The organism is Bacillus sp. FSL K6-1003 (genome assembly GCF_037964945.1).
In the GTDB taxonomy this organism is placed as follows: Bacteria; Bacillota; Bacilli; order Bacillales; family Bacillaceae; genus Bacillus; species Bacillus mojavensis.
In genome coordinates, this window is sequence record NZ_CP150176.1 from 2459884 (window position 1) to 2482589 (window position 22706).

23 protein-coding genes are annotated in these 22706 nt (G+C 43.9%); 2 read left to right on the forward strand and 21 right to left on the reverse strand.

From position 1 onward, the window contains the following. Positions 1 to 12: 12 nt before the first annotated feature. The 8 genes from NSU16_RS12550 to rpsU all read right to left on the reverse strand — a co-directional run bounded on the left by NSU16_RS12550 (position 13) and on the right by rpsU (position 6069). Entirely contained in the window at positions 13 to 972 is a 960-nt protein-coding gene (locus NSU16_RS12550; protein ID WP_268445842.1) for a PhoH family protein, read from the reverse strand. Continuing rightward, positions 969 to 2165 carry a sporulation protein YqfD gene (gene yqfD / locus NSU16_RS12555; RefSeq protein ID WP_168748265.1) on the reverse strand — a complete coding sequence of 399 codons (1197 nt, stop codon included), beginning with the start codon at positions 2163 to 2165 and terminating at the stop codon, positions 969 to 971. The genes NSU16_RS12550 and yqfD overlap by 4 nt, the downstream gene beginning before the upstream one ends. An 18-nt stretch (positions 2166 to 2183) precedes the next feature. Further along, positions 2184 to 2465 (reverse strand): sporulation protein YqfC, encoded by a 282-nt coding sequence (yqfC, locus tag NSU16_RS12560; RefSeq protein WP_010334985.1) that lies wholly within the window; start codon positions 2463 to 2465, stop codon positions 2184 to 2186. A gap of 55 nt (positions 2466 to 2520) precedes the next feature. Next, positions 2521 to 2946 carry a hypothetical protein gene (locus NSU16_RS12565; RefSeq protein ID WP_268451090.1) on the reverse strand — a complete coding sequence of 142 codons (426 nt, stop codon included), beginning with the start codon at positions 2944 to 2946 and terminating at the stop codon, positions 2521 to 2523. A 27-nt stretch (positions 2947 to 2973) separates the two neighbouring features. Then, positions 2974 to 3969, reverse strand: a complete 996-nt coding sequence (gene floA, locus NSU16_RS12570; RefSeq protein WP_010334987.1) for a flotillin-like protein FloA — start codon at positions 3967 to 3969, stop codon at positions 2974 to 2976. A gap of 21 nt (positions 3970 to 3990) precedes the next feature. Then, positions 3991 to 5304, reverse strand: a complete 1314-nt coding sequence (locus tag NSU16_RS12575) for a nodulation protein NfeD (protein WP_268445836.1) — start codon at positions 5302 to 5304, stop codon at positions 3991 to 3993. A gap of 130 nt (positions 5305 to 5434) precedes the next feature. Then, complete coding sequence (locus NSU16_RS12580; protein ID WP_010334989.1) at positions 5435 to 5881, reverse strand: GatB/YqeY domain-containing protein; 447 nt, start codon at positions 5879 to 5881, stop codon at positions 5435 to 5437. 14 nt (positions 5882 to 5895) lie between these two features. Next, a complete protein-coding gene (gene rpsU / locus NSU16_RS12585) occupies positions 5896 to 6069 on the reverse strand; it encodes a 30S ribosomal protein S21 (RefSeq protein ID WP_003152957.1) in 174 nt (57 codons plus the stop codon). Positions 6070 to 6241: 172 nt separating this feature from the next. On the opposite strand from rpsU, the gene NSU16_RS12590 reads away from it, so the two are divergent. After that, complete coding sequence (locus NSU16_RS12590) at positions 6242 to 7168, forward strand: Na/Pi symporter (RefSeq protein ID WP_268504971.1); 927 nt, start codon at positions 6242 to 6244, stop codon at positions 7166 to 7168. Between the two features lie 42 nt (positions 7169 to 7210). On the opposite strand, the gene mtaB is transcribed toward NSU16_RS12590, so the two are convergent. The 12 genes from mtaB to gpr form a co-directional block, all read right to left on the reverse strand. Beyond that, positions 7211 to 8566: a tRNA (N(6)-L-threonylcarbamoyladenosine(37)-C(2))-methylthiotransferase MtaB gene (mtaB, locus tag NSU16_RS12595; protein ID WP_010334991.1), complete on the reverse strand. Its 1356-nt coding sequence runs from the start codon at positions 8564 to 8566 to the stop codon at positions 7211 to 7213. Beyond that, positions 8566 to 9336, reverse strand: coding sequence for a 16S rRNA (uracil(1498)-N(3))-methyltransferase (locus NSU16_RS12600; protein ID WP_010334992.1), 771 nt, complete (start codon positions 9334 to 9336; stop codon positions 8566 to 8568). The genes mtaB and NSU16_RS12600 overlap by 1 nt, the downstream gene beginning before the upstream one ends. 22 nt (positions 9337 to 9358) lie before the next feature. Beyond that, a complete protein-coding gene (gene prmA, locus NSU16_RS12605; RefSeq protein WP_168748270.1) occupies positions 9359 to 10294 on the reverse strand; it encodes a 50S ribosomal protein L11 methyltransferase in 936 nt (311 codons plus the stop codon). A gap of 24 nt (positions 10295 to 10318) precedes the next feature. After that, positions 10319 to 11446: a molecular chaperone DnaJ gene (gene dnaJ, locus NSU16_RS12610; RefSeq protein ID WP_010334994.1), complete on the reverse strand. Its 1128-nt coding sequence runs from the start codon at positions 11444 to 11446 to the stop codon at positions 10319 to 10321. A gap of 197 nt (positions 11447 to 11643) precedes the next feature. Further along, positions 11644 to 13479, reverse strand: coding sequence for a molecular chaperone DnaK (gene dnaK, locus NSU16_RS12615; RefSeq protein WP_010334995.1), 1836 nt, complete (start codon positions 13477 to 13479; stop codon positions 11644 to 11646). 23 nt (positions 13480 to 13502) lie between these two features. Next, positions 13503 to 14066, reverse strand: coding sequence for a nucleotide exchange factor GrpE (grpE, locus tag NSU16_RS12620; RefSeq protein ID WP_010334996.1), 564 nt, complete (start codon positions 14064 to 14066; stop codon positions 13503 to 13505). A gap of 72 nt (positions 14067 to 14138) precedes the next feature. Then, on the reverse strand, positions 14139 to 15170 hold the full coding sequence (gene hrcA, locus NSU16_RS12625) for a heat-inducible transcriptional repressor HrcA (RefSeq protein ID WP_010334997.1): 1032 nt from the start codon (positions 15168 to 15170) through the stop codon (positions 14139 to 14141). Between the two features lie 80 nt (positions 15171 to 15250). Continuing rightward, complete coding sequence (hemW, locus tag NSU16_RS12630) at positions 15251 to 16390, reverse strand: radical SAM family heme chaperone HemW (RefSeq protein WP_168748271.1); 1140 nt, start codon at positions 16388 to 16390, stop codon at positions 15251 to 15253. A gap of 55 nt (positions 16391 to 16445) precedes the next feature. Further along, positions 16446 to 18281, reverse strand: a complete 1836-nt coding sequence (lepA, locus tag NSU16_RS12635) for a translation elongation factor 4 (RefSeq protein WP_010334999.1) — start codon at positions 18279 to 18281, stop codon at positions 16446 to 16448. Between the two features lie 133 nt (positions 18282 to 18414). Next, on the reverse strand, positions 18415 to 18753 hold the full coding sequence (locus NSU16_RS12640; protein WP_029441371.1) for a YqxA family protein: 339 nt from the start codon (positions 18751 to 18753) through the stop codon (positions 18415 to 18417). 16 nt (positions 18754 to 18769) lie between these two features. After that, positions 18770 to 19975 (reverse strand): spore autolysin SpoIIP, encoded by a 1206-nt coding sequence (gene spoIIP / locus NSU16_RS12645; protein WP_268445830.1) that lies wholly within the window; start codon positions 19973 to 19975, stop codon positions 18770 to 18772. A 62-nt stretch (positions 19976 to 20037) separates the two neighbouring features. Continuing rightward, positions 20038 to 21144: a GPR endopeptidase gene (gpr, locus tag NSU16_RS12650; RefSeq protein ID WP_010335002.1), complete on the reverse strand. Its 1107-nt coding sequence runs from the start codon at positions 21142 to 21144 to the stop codon at positions 20038 to 20040. 204 nt (positions 21145 to 21348) lie between these two features. Between gpr and rpsT the strand changes: the two genes are divergently transcribed. Beyond that, positions 21349 to 21615 (forward strand): 30S ribosomal protein S20, encoded by a 267-nt coding sequence (gene rpsT, locus NSU16_RS12655; RefSeq protein WP_010335003.1) that lies wholly within the window; start codon positions 21349 to 21351, stop codon positions 21613 to 21615. 17 nt (positions 21616 to 21632) lie between these two features. Here rpsT and holA read toward each other — a convergent pair whose 3' ends face one another. Next, complete coding sequence (gene holA / locus NSU16_RS12660) at positions 21633 to 22673, reverse strand: DNA polymerase III subunit delta (protein ID WP_010335004.1); 1041 nt, start codon at positions 22671 to 22673, stop codon at positions 21633 to 21635. Between the last annotated feature and the right edge of the window lie 33 nt (positions 22674 to 22706).

The window sequence follows — 22706 nt, forward strand, 5'->3', positions numbered from 1 at the left end:
GGTCATTCAGGATTAATTTTGCTTATCGTATGCTTCAATAATTTTCGCAACAAGCGGATGTCTGACCACGTCTGTCTGGTCCAGTTCAATCACAGAAATGCCGTCGATTTCTTTCAGCATCTCTCTCGCTACTGCAAGTCCCGATTTGACGCCTTTCGGCAGATCAATTTGGCTAACGTCACCTGTAATGATCATTTTAGAGCCAAAACCCAGTCTCGTCAAAAACATTTTCATTTGGGCAGGCGTAGTGTTCTGTGCTTCATCAAGTATAACATAGGCATCATCAAGCGTCCGGCCTCTCATATAAGCGAGCGGAGCGATTTCAATAACTCCTCTTTCCAGCAGACGTTCTGTATGATCTGTTCCAAGCACATCATGAAGAGCGTCATACAGCGGGCGCAAATAAGGATCTACTTTCTCTTTCAGGTCACCTGGTAAAAAACCGAGGCTTTCACCGGCTTCTACGGCAGGTCTTGTTAAAATGATTTTTTTAATATGTCCGTTTTTCAATGCGTGGACTGCTTTTACGACAGCAAGATACGTTTTTCCGGTTCCAGCCGGGCCAATACCGAATACAAGATCATTTCGTTTCATGGCTGCTACGTATTCCCGCTGTCCCATGGTTTTCACACGGATCGATTTGCCTTTTGCGTTTTTTGTAATTTCTTCTTCATACATGCTTTCAAAATATTCAAGCTCATTCTTTTTTGCCATCTTGATGGCGTAAATCACATCACGTTCAGAGATCTCTATCCCCTTGCGAATTAATGCGAGAAGTGATCCCAGCAGCCTGTCGGCAATCTGAAACGATTCTTCACCGCCTGAAATATAAATCGTTTCGCCTCGCGTAATGATATTTACATCCAGATCTTTCTCCATCAGTGTCAAAAAAGAATCTTGATTCCCGAACAGTGAAAGCGCCTCGTCCGGGCTTTTCAGTTTTTGATTAATCGCAAGTAAATGTTCTGTCATTCTTCAGTCTCCCTGACAATAGGTGTGGTTTGAACGATATCTTCTATAACTTGGTAGAGAATAATCAACTTTACTTTACCATTCTCGACTGTCTGGTGCAAAACTTTTTCACTTTTCACCTCGCCGTCCTCGCCTATTTTATTCTCTACATCCTGTTTACCCATTTTGATTCCTTCTTGAACTGCTTCTTCTTCCGTATATTTTCGCAAAGCCTCTTCACTTTCTCTCGTTTGCTCTTTGATATAAGAAACAGGGAGCTCCAAACCGAGAAAATGAAGCGAATGCTTCTCTTGTTCTGTTTTTGGATGTTTTAATTCCTCTTTTTTAAACGTCATTCCCCAGATCGGGAAAGCCCATGAGCCAAAAGAAAGCTTGTGCTTTGTCCTTACTTTGCCCGTATAGACGTTAAATAATGTTTCAAGTGGCACTGTTACTTCAGATCTGTACCAGGTCTCACCGTAAATTTCAGCTTTAGAGGCGACTTCCTGCTGCTCATCTTCGCTTCCGATTAAGCCGGAGACAAGCATTTGTCCCTTTTCCACATGATCATGAATTGCGGCCATGGGCTGTCCTTTCTGCACAAACATTCTTGTAATGGTTGCTTTCTTTTTGGCGACAATATGGCGCGGACTGGCATACTTTTCTTTTTCCGGCTCATTTTTCTCCACAACTTTCATACGGATGGTCGTGCCTTTCAAATCGACTCCGACCCAAGTGATATTGTCTATTCCGTTGGTTAACGATTTTTGTATCTTTTCGGGAGACTGCATTAAAAACTGCAATCGCCCTTTTTGGACGCCTATTCCCTTCAGATGCTGCATCATTTGGTGCTCCGTTTCAGGCTTTGCGCCAGTCACTTCAATTTTCCACACCATATTGGAGAGCAAAAATAAAAGGATAAAAAAAAGCGCAAAACCAATGGTAAAACCTAAATTCAGCTTGGATTTCAGCAATAAGAACGGGAACCCTTTTCGATTGATAAAACGGGCTTTACAGTCAAATTCTCTCCTGACACGCCGAAAGGCATGTACATCCTGAAGCTGTATATATAACAAGACGGCTTCTTTCTTTTTTTTCAGATGAAAGATCGGAATCCCTCTTCTTGTGCATTCATTAAGGAGCCGTTCAATGCCTCGTCCCGTCACTTCAAGCTGGACCTTACCCTCAAAAAAAGACAGCCATTTATTTTTCACAACATTTCCCCCTCGGCTTTATGACTCAACATATCGAACGACATCAATCGTACCCTCCAAAAGTATTTCTTCCGGAAGAATCGCTTTGATCACAAAGTTTTCTCCTGATATGATGCACTGGCCCTGCTTCAGCATCAGCCTCACTTCATTCTCACTGAACAGCAGAAGGCCTCTGTGGTTTTCTATGTAGATATGAAGTCTGCCGACCATTGTTATCCGCGGCAGATCCATCATAACGTCCGGGGGAATTTCCAATGCTCTTGTCAGCCAAGCTTTTAAACGATTCTTTCTATGCCCCATACAAAAAGAACCCCCTTTCATCTCATATGTATGATTTGAAAGAGGGTTCTAACACTTAATTTTTGCGGGCTGCACGCATTGTGTGATGAGGTTTTTTTGCCCTTGGCGGACCGAATACTTCGCCTAAGACAATGCCTTGCACCACAGTGTCTTTATTAACCTGTAGCAGTTTTTGCTTGGTGTACACCGCTTTATTTTTGGCGGCAGTAAGATCCCGCTCAAGCCCTTTCAGGTTTCTTTCTGTTTCCTTTCGTCTTTCTTCAGCTTCTTGTCTCATCTGTTCCAAGCGGTTTGGAATAGGAGCAGGCGTTTCTTTAGCTGATTGTTTATTCTGAACAGAAGCAGGTTTCATGGTCTGAGGCTTTTCTCTTTTTTGATTTTGATTGTTTTTTTCTTCTTCTTTTTTCACTTTGCCGAAAATCGTGGAAATAATTCCGATAATCACTGCAATAACAAGCGGATTCGTCAGTATATCTTCCATCAATATTCTCCCTTCTGCATAGAGAGATTATGATTTGCGGTCTTCATCCGATTGGTCTTTCGTTAATTTACCGAATGAATCACGCATATCTGTGTCTGCATCAATGTTTTTAATATTCATGTAGTCCATGACGCCGATATTCCCTTCGCGCAACGCTTCGGCCATCGCAAGCGGCACTTCCGCTTCGGCTTCAACCACTTTAGCTCGCATTTCTTCTACACGTGCGCGCATTTCCTGTTCTTGAGCAACAGCCATTGCACGGCGTTCTTCGGCTTTGGCCTGAGCAATATTTTTATCGGCCTCTGCCTGATCCGTCTGCAAGATCGCCCCGATGTTTTTACCAATGTCAACATCAGCAATATCAATCGAAAGAATTTCAAAGGCTGTGCCTGAATCCAGGCCTTTACCGAGAACTGTTTGAGAAATCATATCAGGGTTCTCCAGCACTTTTTTGTGGTTTTCGGATGAACCGATTGTAGAGACGATCCCTTCGCCTACACGGGCTACAATCGTTTCCTCACCCGCACCCCCGACGAGGCGGTCAATATTGGCTCTTACTGTAATTCTCGCTTTCGCCTTCACTTCAATTCCGTCCATGGCAACACCTGCAATAAATGGTGTTTCAATGACCTTCGGATTAACGCTCATTTGCACGGCTTCCAATACATCACGGCCGGCAAGGTCGATGGCAGCACAGCGTTCAAATGTAAGCTCAATATTGGCGCGCTGAGCTGCAATAAGTGCGTTAACGACTCTATCTACATTCCCTCCGGCAAGATAGTGGCTTTCAAGCTGGTTTGTTCCAACGTCGAGTCCCGCTTTATGCGCTTTAATTAACGGATTAACCACCCGGTTCGGTATGACGCGGCGAAGCCTCATCCCTACTAAAGTGAAAATGCTGATTTTAACTCCGGCTGCTAAAGCTGAAATCCAGAGCATAACTGGTACAAATGTAAAAAATACAGCTAAAACAATGATCCCTACTACAACAATAGCCAGTATCATTAATGTTGATGGGTCCATGCTACTTCTCCTCGTTTCTGTTTAAATTTCTCTCACGACAATGCGCGAGCCTTCCACTTTGATTACTTTTACTTTTTTATCTTTCGCTGTAAATGATCCTTCTGATACCACATCAAGACGTTCGTCATCAATAATGACGGTTCCCGCGGGACGCAACGGCGTAAAGGTCACGCCCTCCTTGCCGATTAAGTCCGTGCGCGTTTGATTTGATACATAACCGCTCTCTGTATTTGTAGAATCATTTAATATAAGTTTCTTAAAGAATTTCATACGCTTTCCCAACACCCTTGTCAGTAAAATGAAAGCTGTAATGGAAACAGCTGAGGCGATCAAGAGAGAAACCGCCATGACTGTGAAGCTTCCCGCGGCCAAAAATAAGCTCGCAACAATTGCTCCCAAGCCAAGTAAACCAATAATTCCTCCGGGGAGGAATATCTCCATCAGGATCAGAATCACCCCTGCTATAAAGAGGAGAACCGTTTCATATCCGGCAAGACCCGCTGCAAGATGTCCGTAAAAAAACAGGATCAAAGCAATAAATCCGGCTGTTCCAGGCAGACCGACACCTGGAGAAAAAAGCTCAACAGTAAGGCCTAAGAAGGCAATTGTCAATAAAATAGGAACAACAATCGGACTGGTCAGCCACCTCGCTGCCTTCTCTGCAAAGCTTTCCTCGGCATAGCTGATATGTGCATTTTCGTATCCAAGCTTCTTCACAAGCGCGGAAAGATTGTTAACGGTTCCTTCCGAATAGCCTACGTCAACAGCTTTTTCTGCATTCAGCGTAAGCAGATCTCCCTTCGGCGCGCCCGCTTCTTTTGCATCTACATCAGGGTCTGCCATGGCACGCGCGTATTTTGGATCACGGTTGTTTTTTGCTGCGGCATCTTCCAGCTCCGCAAGCCAAAATGATTCAGCTTTTTTGTCAGCAGCATTACCTTTACCGTCAATGATCGCCGCGGCTCCCATTTTTCCTCCTGGTGCCATATAAATGGCGTCAGCCTGTAACGCGATATATGCACCAGCAGACAATGCCCGTTTGTTTACATAAGCAGTTATCGGAATATCCGTTTCGTTGATCGTGTCCGCTATATCAATAGCTGATTTCACCAGTCCTCCCGGCGTGTTAATATCAAGAATAATATGGTTTGCATGCGCAGCCTCTGCATCTTGTAGCGAACGCGACAAAAAGGAGGCGAGACCCTGTTCGACATTTTTTTCAACGGGAATGACGTAGACGGTTTGTTTTTCTGCTTTTGTGTGCAGCTGAACTCCTAATAATGATAGTAGAAATATGCTCAAAAGAGCCGCTCGGAATCCTTTTGTTTGAAGCAAGGGCGATGTATCCCTCCTTCCTCGTATAATAAGTGCCTTCTCTTCATACGTAACAAATGTATCAAAGGTTTCATTTTTTTATGTATAAAAAAAGACATCTCTCTTAGAAAGATGTCCTTTTCTTCGCCATTTAAGACAGTTGACTGCTAACAAGTTTATTAATTAAACTTCCGTCAGCTTTACCTTTTACTTTAGGCATAATTGCCCCCATCACTTTGCCCATGTCCGCTTTTGAGCTCGCACCGACCTCAGCGATGGTTTCATTTACGATTGTACGCAGCTCTTCTTCTGATAGCTGCTGTGGTAAATAAACTTCTAAAATGTCCAGCTCTTTTTGAACTTTATCTACTAAATCTAAACGATTAGCGTTTGAAAATTCCTGGAGGGAGTCTTTACGTTGCTTAAGTTCACGAGAAAGGACAGTGAGTTCCTCATCCTCGGTCAAACTGTCTTTCTTAAGCTTAATTGCTTCGTTTTGAAGTGAAGCCTTAACCATTCGAACGACAGTCAGTTTGTCTTTCTCACGGCTTTTCATATATAGCTTCATATCTTGGTTAAGTCGCTCAAGAAGACTCATAAATCCACCCTCTTTTAGAATTTGCGTTTTCTAGCAGCTTCAGACTTTTTCTTGCGCTTTACGCTAGGTTTTTCATAAAATTCACGCTTTCTTGCTTCTTGCAAAGTACCTGTCTTTGATACACTGCGTTTGAAGCGACGAAGAGCATCTTCAAGCGATTCGTTTTTTCTAACGACCGTTTTTGACATTCTCTTTCCCTCCCTCCGAATACACCAATCGACTACCTTTAAGTTACACATATAAACATGTACTTTGACATTATAATATAAGCCTTCAGTCAGGTCAACTAAGTGCGTTCACTTTTCCGTCATGAGCGGGACTGCCTGTCTATATAATGATAGAAAGGGGTTGGTGAATAAAATGTTGCTTCTGATTAGTTTTACTGCTCTTATCTTATTCTTTCTCGCAGGGATGAACATGCTTCGGAAAGGTTTAATTTCGCTGACGTATTCAAAAATTGAAGAGCAGCTGCTGATTTTTACGGATCATCCGTTAAAGGCATTTCTTATCAGTATTGTTTTTACAGGATTTCTCCAAAGCAGCTCCGCCTTTATGGTAATTGTCATCGGATTTGTGAGTGCGGGCGCCCTTTCTTTCAAACGGACAATACCGATGATTCTTGGAACAAATATCGGGTCTACATTTACAACCGAATTTCTTGCAATCAAAATGGATGTGTTGATTTGGATTCTTTTGATTGGCGGTTTGCTGTTTTTTCTGACTGGCAGGTATCCGTTCAAACAGCTGGGGACAAGCTTCCTCGGACTGGGGATTATCTTTTTTTGCATCACAGGCTTCAGCCGCCTTGCAGAACCGCTTACTCAGCTGAAAACGGGAGCAGGCATACTTCATCATGTGAACGACTCAAACTGGTCTGCTTTGTTTATCGGCATGGTGTTAACTGCAATCATTCACTCAAGTTCTGTCTGCATCGGCATTTTGATGAGCTTTATGAATGAAGGCGTTATCGGACTGACACAGGCAATGAGCGTTGTGCTTGGGTCAAACATCGGGACATGCATTACAGCTGTCATGGCTGCTGTATCCGGCGGATATGCGGCAAAACAGACAGCGTGCGCCCATGTTTTGTTTAACGTGATCGGCGTAGCGATTGTATTCCCGTTTTTGGCGGCAGCGACCGGCTTTGTTGAACAGCTCTCGGCTGACCCTGCCCAAAGAATCGCCCATTTCAGTCTGCTATTTAATGTTGTATCAGCTCTCTTATTTTTGCCGCTTACCAACTTGTTTTACAGCCTTATCAAATGGCTTATCCCAGTTAAAAACTGAACATAAAAAACCGGCACATTTAAATGCACCGGTTTTTTCAGGTTAAGAAGACATACGCATTTGTTCTGTTATGTCATCCTCAACAACACGGACAAACTGTCCTTCGTTGTATGGATAGCCTGCTTTTAGTATTTTTACTTTCACGATTTTGCCGATCATGTCTTCCGTGCCCTTGAAAACAACTTTCATGTAGTTGTCTGTGTAGCCGACATACATGTTTTCTTCATCTGATTCTTTAAATGCTTCCTCAGGGATAATTTCAAGGACTTCATTTTCATAATCAGAGGCATATTCCTTCGCAAGCTGGTCAGAAAGTGCAATCAAGCGGTGTACACGTTCATTTTTGACGTTTTCATCCACTTGGTCTTCCATCCGCGCAGCTGGCGTTCCCGTACGTTTGCTGTAAGGAAACACATGAAGTTCAGAGAATCTGTTTTCTTTAATAAAGTTATAGGTTTCCATAAATTCTTCTTCTGTTTCGCCAGGGAAGCCTACAATGACATCGGATGTTACGGCTAAGCCCGGAAGTGCTTTTTTCAGTTTATTTAAACGGTCAGCGAAAAATTCCATCGTGTATTTGCGTCTCATCCGTTTAAGCACTGTGTTTGACCCGGATTGAATCGGAATGTGCAAATGGCGCACAATCTTATCTGAACGGTCTAAAACTTCAATTACTTCGTCTGTGATCTGGCTTGCCTCGATGGACGAAATTCTGATCCGTTTCACGCCTTGAACACGGGCGTCAAGTTCTCTCAAAAGCTTGGCAAAGTTGTAATCTTTCATATCTTCACCGTAGCCGCCTGTATGAATACCAGTAAGTACGATTTCTTTATAACCCGCATCAACAAGCTGCTGTGCTTGTTTAATGACTTCCTCCGGGTCACGTGAACGGAGAAGTCCGCGCGCCCACGGAATGATACAGAACGTGCAGAAGTTATTGCAGCCTTCCTGTATTTTTAATGACGCTCTTGTCCGGTCTGTGAAAGCAGGTACATCAAGCTCTTCATATACTCTAGCTTTCATAATGTTGCTGACGCCATTGATCGGCTGACGCTCTTCACGATATTGATCGATGTAGCCGAGCATTTTTTCACGATCCTGAGTTCCGACTACAATGTCAACGCCCGGAATTGCCATAATCTCCGCTGGCGAGGTTTGCGCATAACAGCCTGTGACGCAGATGACGCCGTCAGGATTTTGACGAATGGCGCGTCTGATCACTTGGCGGCTTTTTTTATCTCCCGTATTTGTTACTGTACATGTATTAATGACATATACGTCAGCTGTTTGTTCAAAGTCTCTTCTTTCATAGCCCGCATCTTTGAAAAGCTGCCAGATTGCTTCTGTTTCATAATGATTGACTTTGCAGCCAAGCGTATGGAACGCAACAGTTGCCATTATTGATCACCTCTTAATAACTCTGTATGATAAGAAATCGCGCTCAGCGCGTATAGCGGAGCGGTTTCTGTTCTTAAAATTCTCGGTCCGAGGCCGCACGGAACAGCGTTTTTCGCCGTGAGCCGCTCAACCTCCGCTTCTGTTAAACCGCCTTCGGGACCGAATACGATCAAAAGGGATGATCCTTTCGGAAGGCTGCTTACAACTGCGCTGAACGAGCTTGTTTCTCCTTGCTTCGATGACTCTTCGTATGCAACGACACATTTATCGAAATTCTGCACCTTGTCAAGAAGCTGCTGAAAGGAATGGATATCCAGCACTTGCGGCACTTCGTTTCGGTACGATTGCTCCGCCGCTTCCTTCGCAATTTTTGTCCATCTTTCCCGCTTTTTCTTCGCTTTCTTGTCATCCAGCTTGACAACAGAACGTGCGGCTTGCAGAGGAATAAAGGCATGAGCTCCCAGCTCAGTCCCCTTTTGGATAATCCATTCCAGTTTATCCCCTTTCGGGAGGCCGCTTGCAATATAAACCTTTATCGGAAGCTCTCTGTTTTCATTCGTCCATTCTATCATAAGACAGGACACTTTTTCTTTGGAAACAGATTGAAGTTCACATTTTGCTTCGAAGCCGTCCTGAGAGCAGCAGATAATTTGGTCTCCCTCGTTCATTCTCATGACATTGACAATATGATGAACATCTTCTCCGGTAATTGAAATAGCCGGCGCTTCCTCCATTTGCTGCTTCGTGAGCTCGATAAAATATCGTTGCATACGCTGTGACACCTACTAACTGTTATTTTTTCGCAATAATGCTGACCCAATCTTCCATTGAGAGGATTTCCACAATGGTAAAACCAGCCTGTTCCAATGCTTCTTTTACCTCTTGCTTTTTTTGGCCGATAATTCCTGAAGTAATAAAGTGCCCGCCGTCTTTCAGCAGATGATATGCCTGTGAAGTAAAACGAAGGATAACTTCAGCCAAAATGTTGGCAACGATCACATCATGTTCTCCTGAAATCCCGTCTAACAAATTATTTTGTTTGACTTGAGCTATATCGCTAACCTTGTTTAACTTCAAATTGAGACGTGCGCTTTCTACAGCAACGGGATCAAGATCATAGGCATGAACCGATTCAGCCTCAAGCATTGCAGCCGCAATACTTAAAATTCCGGAGCCTGTGCCTACATCAATCACCTTATCACCCTTTTGCACAAAGCGTTCAAGCGCCTGAATACAAAGTACGGTTGTCGGGTGTGTGCCTGTTCCGAATGCCATTCCCGGGTCCATTTCAATAATCAGCTCATCCGTGTGTACCGGCGTATATTCCTCCCACGTTGGTACAATCGTAAACTTTTCAGAAATTTTCACAGGATGGTAATACTTTTTCCAGGCAGTCGCCCATTCCTCTTCGTTCACTTCGGAAATGGTGATATGGTTTCTGCCCAAATCAATATCATAAAGAAGCAGATTATTAATTGTTTCTTTAATGCCATCTACCGTTTCTCCAAGAAAGCTGTTGACCGGCAGATACGCTTTAACAATGACACCCTCGTTCGGATAATCATTGGGGTCGAGCTGGTAGATTTCCCCGTATACATTCTCACGTTCTTTAATTAAATCAAGCGGGTCCTCTATCACAACCCCACTCGCACCAGCTTCATGCAAAATATTTGAGATAGGTTCGACCGCTTCATGTGTTGTGTGAATGCTTAATTCGGACCATTTCAAAACTACCAACTCCTCATCCAATAATTAATCGCCTTTAAACGCGCGTTTTACCTTATCAAAGAAACTCATTTCCTGTTCATCAGGCAGGTTTCCGCTGACTTCGGCAAATTCACGGATAATATCTTTTTGTTTATCTGTCAAGTTTGTCGGCGTGACAACGCGGACGACGATATGCTGGTCACCCTGTCCATAGCCTCTGACATTTTGAACGCCTTTGCCTCTTAATCTGAACTTTGTTCCTGTTTGTGTACCGGCAGGAATTTTCAATTTCACTTTCCCGTGAAGCGTCGGAACTTCCACTTCATCTCCAAGAGCGGCTTGAGCAAACGTTAACGGCATTTCACAGTAAATATCATCTCCGTCGCGCTCAAAGAATTCGTGAGCGCGCACGTGGAATACGACAAATAAATCCCCTGCAGGGCCGCCGTTTACGCCTGGTTCACCCTGTCCTGAGAGACGCAGCTGCTGCCCGTCATCTACACCGGCAGGAATTGTGACGTTGATTTTTTTGCGTTTTTTGATTTTTCCTTTGCCGCCGCAATCCGCACATTTGTTTTTAATGATTTTACCCGTACCTTCGCAGTGGTGGCACACTCGTCTGTTGACAACTTTTCCAAACGGCGTGTTTTGCTCCACATTTAGCTGGCCGGAGCCTCCGCAGTGAGAGCACGTTTCTGGTTTTGTACCAGGTTTTGCCCCTGAGCCTTTACATGTATCGCACGTTTCCTCACGCGGAATCTCGATGGTCGTTTCTTTTCCGAAAACGGCGTCCTCAAATGACAGAGTCATCGTATATTGCAAGTCCGCCCCTTGACGCGGTGCATTTGGATCTCTTCGTCTAGTGCCGCCGCCGAAAATACTTGAGAAAATATCATCGAAACCAAAACCGCCGAAGTCGCCGCCGCCAAAACCGCCGCCGCCGAAGCCTTGGTTAGGATCAGTATGGCCAAATTGGTCGTAATGAGACCGTTTTTGATCATCAGACAGCGTTTCGTATGCTTCTTTGACTTCTTTAAACTTTTCATCTGATCCGGCTTCTTTGTTAATGTCAGGATGATATTTTTTCGACAGCTTTCGATAAGCCTTTTTTATTTCATCCTTTGAAGCGCTCTTACTTACACCCAGCACTTCATAGTAATCACGCTTACTCATCTACTTCACTCTCCCGAATTTCTCACATAAATTAGATTGTATCATTTTGAATTATGATTTTTCAATTCCTTTTATCCCGGGCAAGAAAAAAAGTCAAAGCCAAGAGATGCCTGACTTTGACTTTCTAACCATTGAATCAGATTATGAAATGTGTTCTTTTTGTCAGTCCCAGAAGCGGGACTGACTCTAAAAAGAACTTATTTTTTGTTTTGATCGTCGTTTACTTCTTCGTATTCAGCGTCGACAACGTTGTCATCCGCTTTGCCTTCAGCGTTTTCTCCGCCTTGAGCTTGCTGTGCCTTAGCAGCTTCTTCATAAAGCTTCATAGAAAGCTCTTGAACGATTGTTTGAAGCTCATCTTTTTTCGCTTTGATCTCTTCAAATTCGTTTTTCTCAATTGCTGCTTTTAAAGCGTCTTTGGCATCGTTGGCTTTTTTCACTTGTTCTTCGTCCACTTTGCCTTCTAGATCTTTTAATGTTTTCTCAGTTTGGAAAACAAGCTGATCTGCTTCGTTGCGGACTTCGATTTCTTCTTTTTTCTTCGCATCAGCGTCAGCATTTTCTTCCGCCTCTTTTACCATGCGTTCGATCTCATCATCAGAAAGACCTGAAGAAGATTTGATTGTGATATTTTGTTCTTTTCCTGTGCCTAAGTCTTTTGCTCTTACGTTTACGATACCGTTTTTGTCAATATCGAAGGAAACTTCGATTTGAGGCACGCCGCGCGGTGCTGGCGGGATATCAGTAAGCTGGAAGCGGCCGAGTGTTTTGTTGTCGGCAGACATTGGGCGCTCACCTTGAAGAACATGGATATCAACAGCTGTTTGGTTATCAGCAGCAGTTGAGAACACTTGTGATTTGCTTGTCGGAATTGTTGTGTTGCGGTCGATCAGTTTTGTGAATACGCCGCCCATTGTTTCAATACCGAGAGAAAGCGGTGTAACGTCAAGAAGAACTACGTCTTTTACATCACCAGTGATAACGCCGCCCTGAATTGCAGCACCAAGCGCTACAACTTCATCCGGGTTTACGCCTTTATGTGCTTCTTTTCCAGTTTCTTTTTTGATTGCTTCTTGTACGGCAGGGATACGAGTTGATCCGCCGACAAGGATGACTTTGTCGATTTCGCTTGCAGAAAGTCCTGCATCTTGAAGCGCTTGACGGACAGGGCCCATTGTACGCTCTACTAAATGAGAAGAAAGCTCTTCGAATTTAGCGCGAGTTAATGTCAGTTCAAGGTGAAGCGGTCCTGCTTCTCCAGCTGTGATAAACGGTAAAGAAATTTGCGTAGAAGATACGCCGGAAAGATCTTTTTTCGCTTTTTCAGCTGCGTCTTTCAAACGCTGTAGCGCCATTTTATCTTTAGACAGATCAATGCCGTTTTCTTTTTTGAATTCAGATACAAGGTGATCGATGATGACTTGGTCAAAATCGTCCCCGCCTAGACGATTGTCGCCGGCAGTTGAACGAACTTCAAACACACCGTCGCCCAGCTCAAGGATGGAAACGTCGAATGTACCGCCGCCAAGGTCGTATACTAGGATTGTTTGGTCTTCATCTGTTTTATCAAGTCCGTATGCAAGCGCTGCTGCAGTCGGCTCGTTGATGATACGTTCTACTTCAAGACCTGCGATTTTACCAGCGTCTTTTGTCGCTTGACGCTCAGCATCGTTAAAGTATGCAGGAACTGTGATAACTGCTTTTGATACTGTTTCGCCAAGATAGCTTTCAGCGTATGATTTAAGGTGTTGAAGGATGATAGCAGACACTTCTTGAGGAGTGTAATCTTTTCCTTCAATTTCAACTTTATAATCTGTACCCATATGGCGTTTAACAGACATAATTGTGTTTGGGTTTGTAATAGATTGGCGTTTAGCCACTTCCCCTACTTGGCGTTCGCCGTTTTTGAACGCAACAACAGATGGAGTTGTGCGGTTCCCTTCAGCGTTAGCAATGACTTTAGGCTCGCCGCCTTCAAGCACTGCCACACATGAGTTTGTTGTACCTAAGTCGATTCCGATAACTTTACTCACTTGAATAACCTCCTGCTATGTAATTATTGATTCACTTTTACCATGGAAGGGCGAATGACGCGATCCTTCAGCTTGTAGCCTTTTTGCATTTCCTCAACGACAATGTTGGAGCCGTAGTTTTCATCCTCAGCCTGCATAACGGCTTGGTGAAGGTTCGGATCAAATTCCTGTCCTACAGCTTCGATTGCTTCTACACCTTCTTTTTTCAAGGCTTCAACGAGCTGGCGGTGGACCATTTCCATTCCTTGGAGCAAACTTTTCGTCTGTTCATTGTCGGCTTCAACATGAAGCGCTCTTTCAAAGCTGTCAAGAGCCGGCAGCAATTCAGTAACGATGTTTTGAGAACGGTATTTCTGGGACGCTTCCATTTCTAAACGGCTGCGTCGTTTATAGTTTTCAAAGTCTGCTTGAACACGCAAAAGTTTGTTTTCCTTTTCCTCAAGCAAACCTTGCAATTCGTTAATTTGATTTTGAAGAAGTTCGCTTTCGTTTGTTTCTTCCTGCTGTTCTTCAGCGGCAGCTTGTTCTTCGATAACTTCTTGTTCTTCTGTTTCGTTTTGTTCCGCGGTTTGTTTTTCTTCTGACATTGTGTTCACCTCCCTCAAAAGTGTAAGGAGAAGGGCAGGTGATGCCCTTCGATAAAATTTGCCAATTTTCCCTTATTCATCATACAAACTTGTTAATGCTTTTGACAAGTCTGAAGTCACATGCTGAAGCAGACTGACGACCCTTGAATAATTCATGCGGGTTGGTCCAATGATCGCAATTGAGCCTATTTGCTTCTTATCTACTGAATATGAGGCAGTAATCAGGCTGCAGTTTTCCATCTCTTCATAGTCGTTTTCTTTTCCGATCTTAATCGAAATGCCCGTATCTGAAGATTGGACAAGCTTCAACACGTCCTGCTCCTTTTCAATCAGAGAAAGCAACGACCGCACTCTCCCGATATCATGGAACTCCGGCTGGTTCAGCATATTGATTTTCCCGCCGAAAAACAATTTTTCAACGTGACTTGTCGAATGAAATGTTGAACGCAGCGCTTCAAGTATGTTGTCGTAGTTCTTAATGTGCTGCCTTAAGTACATGACAACTTCTTTAAAAATGCGTTCATTCAGTTCATCCATCGGAACACCGGTTAAACGGTCGTTCAGTATATTTACCAGCTTTTCAATATCAGACAGATCCATTTTGGTTGGAAAATTAATCGTTTTGTTTTCCACATGCCCCGTATTGGTAACGAGAATGGCTACCGCTTTATCGGGCTGAATCGGTATGATTTGAATCTGTTTAAGATAATTCTCGCTCAGGGTCGGCCCGAGCACGATAGACGTATAATTCGTAAGATCGGACAAGATTTGTGCTGATTTTTGAACTGTCTTTTCCAGCTCGAATATTTTTTCTTTGAAGATCGAGTGGATTTGGTCTAGGTCGGTTTTTGTCAGTTTGACGGGCGACAGCAAATGATCAACATAGTACCGGTACCCTTTTTCCGACGGAACACGTCCTGAGGAAGAGTGGGTTTTCTCAATGAAGCCCAGTTCTTCCAAGTCAGCCATCTCGTTTCTTATTGTTGCAGAGCTAAATGTGATTTCATCTTTTTTCGAAAGAGTTCTTGATCCGACGGGCTGCGCCGATTTAATAAAATCGTTGATTATGACCTGAAGGATCAGCAGCTGACGATTGGTTAACATCATCATCACCTCTGTTAGCACTCTCAACAAGCGAGTGCTAAATCTATAACAAAAGTATCAAACCACAAGAAAAATGTCAATTATAACTCACCCAAAAAAGCGCCAAAAACTTCATTACCCAATAATTTTCCCTGATGAGTCAAACAAACGGCAGACTCCGTATTGATAATCAGTCCCTTTTCAGAAAGCTCTTTTAAAATGCCGGGAAAAAGTTTATCAAGAGAACGGCCGTATTTCTCCGCAAAACGTTTTTTGCTGACTCCGGATGTTTTTCTTAACCCTAAAAACATCTCTTCTTCAATTTGTTCTTCCATCGTCACTTCATGTGTATCCCGATAAGGAAAACCTTTTTCAGCTATCAGATCAATGTAATGTTTAACAGGTCCGACGTTTACTGTTCGAATTCCGCCGATATACCCGTGGGCTCCTGCTCCGAAGCCGAAATATTCCTCGTTGCTCCAGTACGTCAGGTTGTGCTTAGATTCCATGCCTTGTTTCGCAAAATTACTGATTTCATATTGGTGTATACCGGCCTTTTCCATCCGGCTCATCACCGTTTCGTACATTTCGGCTTCCTGTTCCTGCGCCGGCAGATGAAGCCGCCCTTTTTGCATCAAATTATAAAATACCGTTTTCGGTTCTACAATGAGAGAGTAAACGGAATAATGCTCTGCGTTCAGGGATAAAGCAGTTTTTAAAGAGTGGTCAAGGTGTTTAAGCGTTTGTCCAGGAAGACCGAACATCAAATCGAGACTGATATTTTCAAAACCAATTTCCCTTGCACGTTCAAAAGAGGCAAATACGTCTTTTTGTTTATGCACCCGTCCGATTTTTTCTAGAAGGTCGTCTTCAAATGTTTGCACACCGAAGCTTAAACGATTAACGCCCGCTTCCTTGAGTATTTTCAGTTTTTCTGCCGATAGGTCGTCCGGGTTCGCTTCAACAGCGAACTCTATTAAGGCGCCTGAAGGCTTCAGCACACGGCTGACCATGTCCATTAATTTTTCGAGCTGGTCTTCAGAGAGGGATGTCGGCGTGCCTCCTCCGATAAAAATCGTATGCAGATCAGGCTGCCCCGTTTTTTCTATCGTATTTATCATTTCCTTCTCGAGTGCGTTTAAATACTCGCCGACAGGCTGGCTTTGAATAAAATATTTATTGAAATCGCAGTAGTGGCAAATATGCTCACAAAATGGAATATGGATATAAGCTGATTTCAATGTATTCACCTTCTTTAAAGAAAGAAGCCGCAGTACAGGACTGCGGCGGCTTCTATTATTTTTTCGGATTGTCGTCCATTTTCAGGACCGCCATAAATGCTTCTTGCGGCACTTCAACTGAGCCGACCTGCTTCATTCGGCGTTTTCCTTCTTTTTGTTTTTCAAGAAGCTTCCGTTTCCGCGAGATGTCTCCGCCGTAACATTTAGCCAATACGTTTTTACGCATCGCTTTAATGGTAGAGCGGGCCACGATTTTCTGGCCGATCGCCGCTTGAATCGGTACTTCAAAGTGCTGGCGCGGAATGAGCTCTTTCAGTTTTTCTACAATTACTTTTCCGCGTTCGTACGCGTAATCGCGATGCACGATAAATGAAAGGGCGTCGATTTTTTCTCCGTTCAGCATAATGTCCATCTTGACAAGTTTAGACGGTTTGTAGCCGATCAGTTCGTAATCAAAGGAAGCGTAGCCTTTTGTGCTTGATTTCAGCTGATCAAAAAACTCATAGACGATTTCCGCTAACGGCATGTCATAGACAATGCTGACGCGATTTGCATCTAAATATTGCATGTCGATAAAATTGCCGCGTTTCCCTTGACAAAGCTCCATCACCGCACCGACATAATCGTTCGGCACCATCATAGTCGCTTTAACATACGGCTCCTCGATCCTTTCGATCTTTTGTGGGTCAGGCATGTTGGACGGGTTGTCGACAACAACCTTTTCCCCGTCTGTCATATACACATCATATATAACACTCGGCGCTGTAGTGATCAGGTCGATTTTAAACTCCCGCTCAATCCGCTCCTGAATGATTTCCATGTGAAGCATACCTAAAAATCCACAGCGGAAACCGAATCCGAGCGCTTGGGATGTCTCTGCTTCATATTGAAGCGATGAGTCATTCAGCTCAAGCTTTTCAAGAGCTTCCCTTAAATCGTTGTATTTGGCCGTATCGATCGGATATAAACCGCAGTACACCATCGGGTTCAGCTTGCGATATCCAGGCAATGCTTCGGCAGCTTGATTGGCCGCGCTTGTGATCGTGTCACCGACGCGTGTGTCACCGACATTTTTGATCGCAGCAGTTAAAAAGCCTACATCGCCGACCGTCAGTTCATCTGTCGGAGTTGCTTTCGGCGTGAACACACCGACTTCTGTCACTTCAAACTCTTTGCCGGTTGCCATCATTTTGATTTTTTGCCCCGGCTTTACCGTTCCTTCAACGACTCTGATATAAGCCACGACACCGCGGTAAGCGTCATAAAGCGAGTCAAAAATCAGCGCTTTAAGCGGCGCCTCTGGATCTCCGGTCGGAGCAGGCACCTTTTCCACGATCTGCTCTAAAATCTCCTCAATCCCGATCCCGGCTTTTGCTGAAGCGAGCACGGCTTCCGATGCGTCAAGGCCGATGACGTCCTCCACCTCTTGGCGAACACGTTCCGGCTCTGCGCTTGGCAGATCAATTTTATTAATGACTGGAAGAATTTCAAGGTCATTATCAAGCGCCAGGTAAACGTTCGCAAGCGTCTGCGCTTCAATTCCTTGCGCCGCGTCCACGACAAGTATCGCTCCTTCGCAGGCAGCAAGGCTTCGGGATACTTCATATGTGAAATCGACGTGTCCCGGTGTGTCAATCAGGTGGAAAATATATTCCTCTCCGTCTTTTGCTTTGTATTTAAGCTGAACAGAGTTTAATTTAATGGTAATGCCCCGTTCGCGTTCAAGATCCATAGAATCAAGCAATTGTTCTTTCATTTCTCGTTGAGTGATTGCCGACGTTTTTTCTAAAATACGATCCGCTAAGGTCGATTTTCCGTGGTCAATATGGGCGATGATGGAGAAATTCCGAATTCTCGACTGCCTCTCTAAACGCTTTTCTTTATCTGTCACAATCTATCACTCCTACTATTAAACGCAAAATACACTAGCTTAGATTATATCAATAGGATTGTAAAGATTCAATGTAAAACAAGAAAGAGAAAAGTTCCCTCTCATACTGGGGCTACTTTTCTCTTTCAAGCACTTATTTTCTCATATCCCGTATCCATTCATACATCGATTGAGCTGAGTTGGTCACTGTGTCAGATAGCGTTTTTCCTGCTTTAGAGAAAAGGTTAAACGTTTCCACCTGTTCAAGCTCTTTTTGTTTCTCTTCTAAATCTTTCGAGGTTACTGTTTCCCCTAAAACGGTCGCTTCTTTTTCATTATTTTCTCCGTCTGTGAGCGTAAACGCGCCTTTCAGTGAAGGATCATGATAGCCTTTCATGCTCAGCATGCCGTTATTTGCCTGCTGCATGCCGAACAGGACGCCTATAAACATCATCGTCACAAGAAGCAAGCATTTGCCAAGATATGCAATCAACTCGACCACCTATTTCTTATTGTTTTTTCGTCTCGCCGCTTTCGGCGTTAACTTTTTCAGCATCCCAGTACATTTCGCTGAATACGTCAGCAGTTGCGTTAGCCGCCCGCTGCAGCTCTTCGAGATTGTTATCCACTCCGCCGAATTCAAGCAAAAGCGCTCTGTCGTTTAAGTCTTGGTTGTAAACTCCGTTATCTCCTGGTGAGCCTTTAGAAAAGACCCCTGTGCTGAGTCCCGGGTATTTTTTCTCCATCAGCTTGTGAAGCTCGCTTGCAATTTTGTAGTTTTCTTCGAAATTCTTGCTTTTTTTGCCGACCACAAATGCGACCCGGGCATAGCTTTTCCCTTTAATGGTTGCCGTCGTATTTTTCTTGCGCCTGGAGTCTCTATGGATGTCAATGATGTATTGCAGATTCTTGTTTGAAGCAAGGGCTTCTTGTACGACCGGCCTTGATTCATCGTAGGATCTGGCATAATTCAACCCTTTTTTGCTCAGTTTTGCCTGTATATCCGTTTTATTAACTGTGGCTCCGATACCTTGAGATTCCAGCGCTTTCCCGAACATGTCTCCCACGAGGGTGACGTTTGCTTTAGAATGACGCGCCATATCGGGATCGGTCTCACCTTTTAATAGCGGGAGATAAGATTCCGTATTATGCGTGTGATAGATAAAGACAACCTTCTTGTCGCCGGTTGTTTGTTTTGGCGGGTCTTTTTGCGTATTGTCTGTTTGCGTCTGCTGTTTTTCAATCTCCGCCAAATTCGCTTCTCTTTCTTCCTGCATCACCTTTGAAGGCGGCGGGGATTCCGACGGCATGTTTGTATAATCGGTGCCTTGTCCCGCTAAAAGGATCTCTGTGTCAAATTGCGCAAACCCAGGCAGCTCGCGTCCAAGAAAACTTCGCGGATCCTCGAGATTAATACTTGTCGCCAGCTTTAAAGAAAGACGTGATAGATGAAATGAGCTGTCGGTTTGAGAAAGGTCAGAAGCGAAATAATGGTTTTCCATCCGCAGCAAGTGTGCAAATACGTCACCCGGCAGTTCGTCGGCAATCCCGTAAAAAGAGTCAGACGATGGCCTGAGTTCCGGCCGGAGAGACGTCAGCACACCGGATAAAACAAAAATCACTAATAGGCTTGCGATAAATAGAAAGATCGCCTTTATCGCTTTCCCGCCATTCACCGCAACAACAATTTGTCTGTTTCTGCGTTTATTTCTCATTGAATCCCTCCAGCGCTTGTCTAGTAATTACTCTATGAACAAGCTAGAGGAAGTAGAACCGTTTAGTGATTATAGGAGCCTTTGTTTTCCTGAGACACCTTTTCATGAAGCGCTGTATTTAATCCGTTTGCCAGCACATTTGCCATATCGTCAATAAATGAATCGACTTCCTTCGGCGTGACCATCAAATTATGGCCCAGAGGTGCCAACACCTCATGAATGAGCTGCCGCTTTTCGTTGTCTTCAAGAGTCCCCACTATGCCGAGAAACGATTGACGCTGTTTTGGGTCGGGAAGGTCCTCTTCAGTAAGCACTTTCTTTTTCCCAAACGTCATCCCCGCCGGAACAAGCGATCTCGACGGACTGTTATCTCTCATTTCTCTGCCAAAATGCTTTAATATGTAGTCAACCGTGTCGCTGGCAATTGTTACGGCGTCAACGACCGTCGGTACACCGATTGCAATGACAGGTACGCCTAGGGTGTCCTTACTCAAGTCTTTACGTTTATTTCCGACGCCTGATCCCGGGTGTATTCCTGTATCTGATATTTGAATGGTTGTGTTGACCCTTTCTACCGCCCGCGCCGCAAGTGCATCAATGGCAATCACAAAATCGGGTTTCGACTGCTCGATGACCCCTTTAATAATATCGCTTGTTTCGATGCCTGTAATTCCCATGACACCAGGAGCAAATGCGCTGACAGGCCTGTAGCCCTCCTGCACATTTTCAGGCTGGAGTTTAAATAAATGTCTTGTCACTAATAGATTTTCTACAGCCATCGGACCGAGCGCATCAGGTGTCACGTTCCAGTTGCCGAGGCCGACAATTAAACAGCTCGCATCCTTTGAGATCTTAAGGCTTTCCAGAAAGGCTGAGAATTCTTCCGCAAATACAGCAGAAACTTTCTCTTGCATTTCCGAATCATTTTCTCTGATCCCCTGGGCCTCAATCGTTAAATAACGTCCTTCTTTTTTTCCGGAAAGCTCTGCGCCTTCCTTCGTGATATCAACAGTGCGGATTTTTATTCCGCCATGATCGCGTTCTTTTTCAATAAAACCTTTTATCTCTTTTGCAGGCACAGCCTGACGATTAGCCATGGCTTCCTTCGTTTCAACCGCTAAATCTGTACGTATCAAATACTGATTTACATCCAGCTCACTCTTTTTCATACAGGGCCTCCTTCGAATATTCACTAACCATATTGTTTCCATTTATAAAATGAATCATGCTTAAAAGCATTCCTTCAATGAAAAATACTTTACATTTATATTGCAATCTAAAGGTGTGTTTGATAGAATACAATTTGTTCTATTGTGAAGAAGATTTAACCTTAAGACACTGTGCTACAGGTTGTATCTTAGGAGGTGAAACACATGCCAAACATTAAATCAGCGATTAAACGTACAAAAACTAATAACGAACGCCGCGCTCATAACGCGACAATCAAATCTGCTATGCGTACTGCAATCAAACAAGTTGAAGCTTCAGTTGCAAACAACGAAGCTGACAAAGCGAAAACTGCTCTTACTGAAGCAGCTAAACGTATTGATAAAGCAGTGAAAACAGGTCTTGTACACAAAAATGCCGCAGCTCGATACAAATCAAGACTAGCGAAAAAAGTGAACGGACTTTCTGCATAAAACAAAAACGATCCTCATCATTGAGGATCGTTTTTTTCATTTCTTTTTAACAGCTGCAAGAGAAAAAGCTCTAGTAAAAGCTGCTTGTCCTTTTTCCCGGTTTTCATCTCATAGTCCATCACGGCAAGCTGTTCAATAATAGACCGGAGCTCAGCTTCTGAAAAAAGCCTCGCTTGATCCATTGCCAGCTTTACCCGGAATGGATGCACCTTTAAGTTAGAAGCAATCTGTTTTTGGCCGTACCCTTGTTCCGCGAAATATTTCGTCTGCAGGATAAGCCGGAACTGGTTCGATATGAGAGCCATAATTTTAATCGGCTCTTCATTTTGTTTGAGCAAATCATAAAAAATTTGCAGACTCTCAGTCCGTTTTCGGTTGACGATTTTATTAATCAGTTCAAAGATATTTTGTTCCAGACTTCTCGCCACAAGCGTCTTTACATCATCCAGCGTGATTTCTTCACGGTCTCCAATAAACGTGCAGAGTTTCTGAATCTCCTGAAAAAGTGATGACAGATGCCCGTTTACAAGCAAAACTAAATGCTCTGCCGCCTCGGTGCTGATTGTTTTCTGCTCGGTTCTCGCCAGATTGATCGTAAAGTCTGTCGTTTCCTTCGCGTTTAATTCCTTTGCCTCCATCATGAACGCCTGCTTTTTTAGCGCTTTGGTCAGTTTTTTCCGCTCATCCAGTTTTTCATAAGGCGCAAGCAGAACAAAGACCGTGTATGGCGCCGGTGATTGTATATAAGATTCAAGCGCGCTGATGTTGTGCTCAACTTTTTCTTTCTTTTTTTCACCCGTTAAAAAATATGGATTTTTCACAATGACAAGGCGCCGCTCCCCCATAAATGGGAACGTTTCAGCGTCGGCAATCGCCTGATCCAGCGGGTCTTCCTCCAAATCAAAAACAGACAGGTTGAAATCTTTCGTCTCTTGATCAATCACCGTCTGTCTGATCCTGCTGACAGTTTCTTGGAGCAGATACGTCTCTTTTCCGTATAAACAATAAACCGGATGGACATCACCTTTTTTCAGGCTTTTCCACACATCAAATACCATTGTTGTACGACTTCCTCTCTTTCATCATCCTCT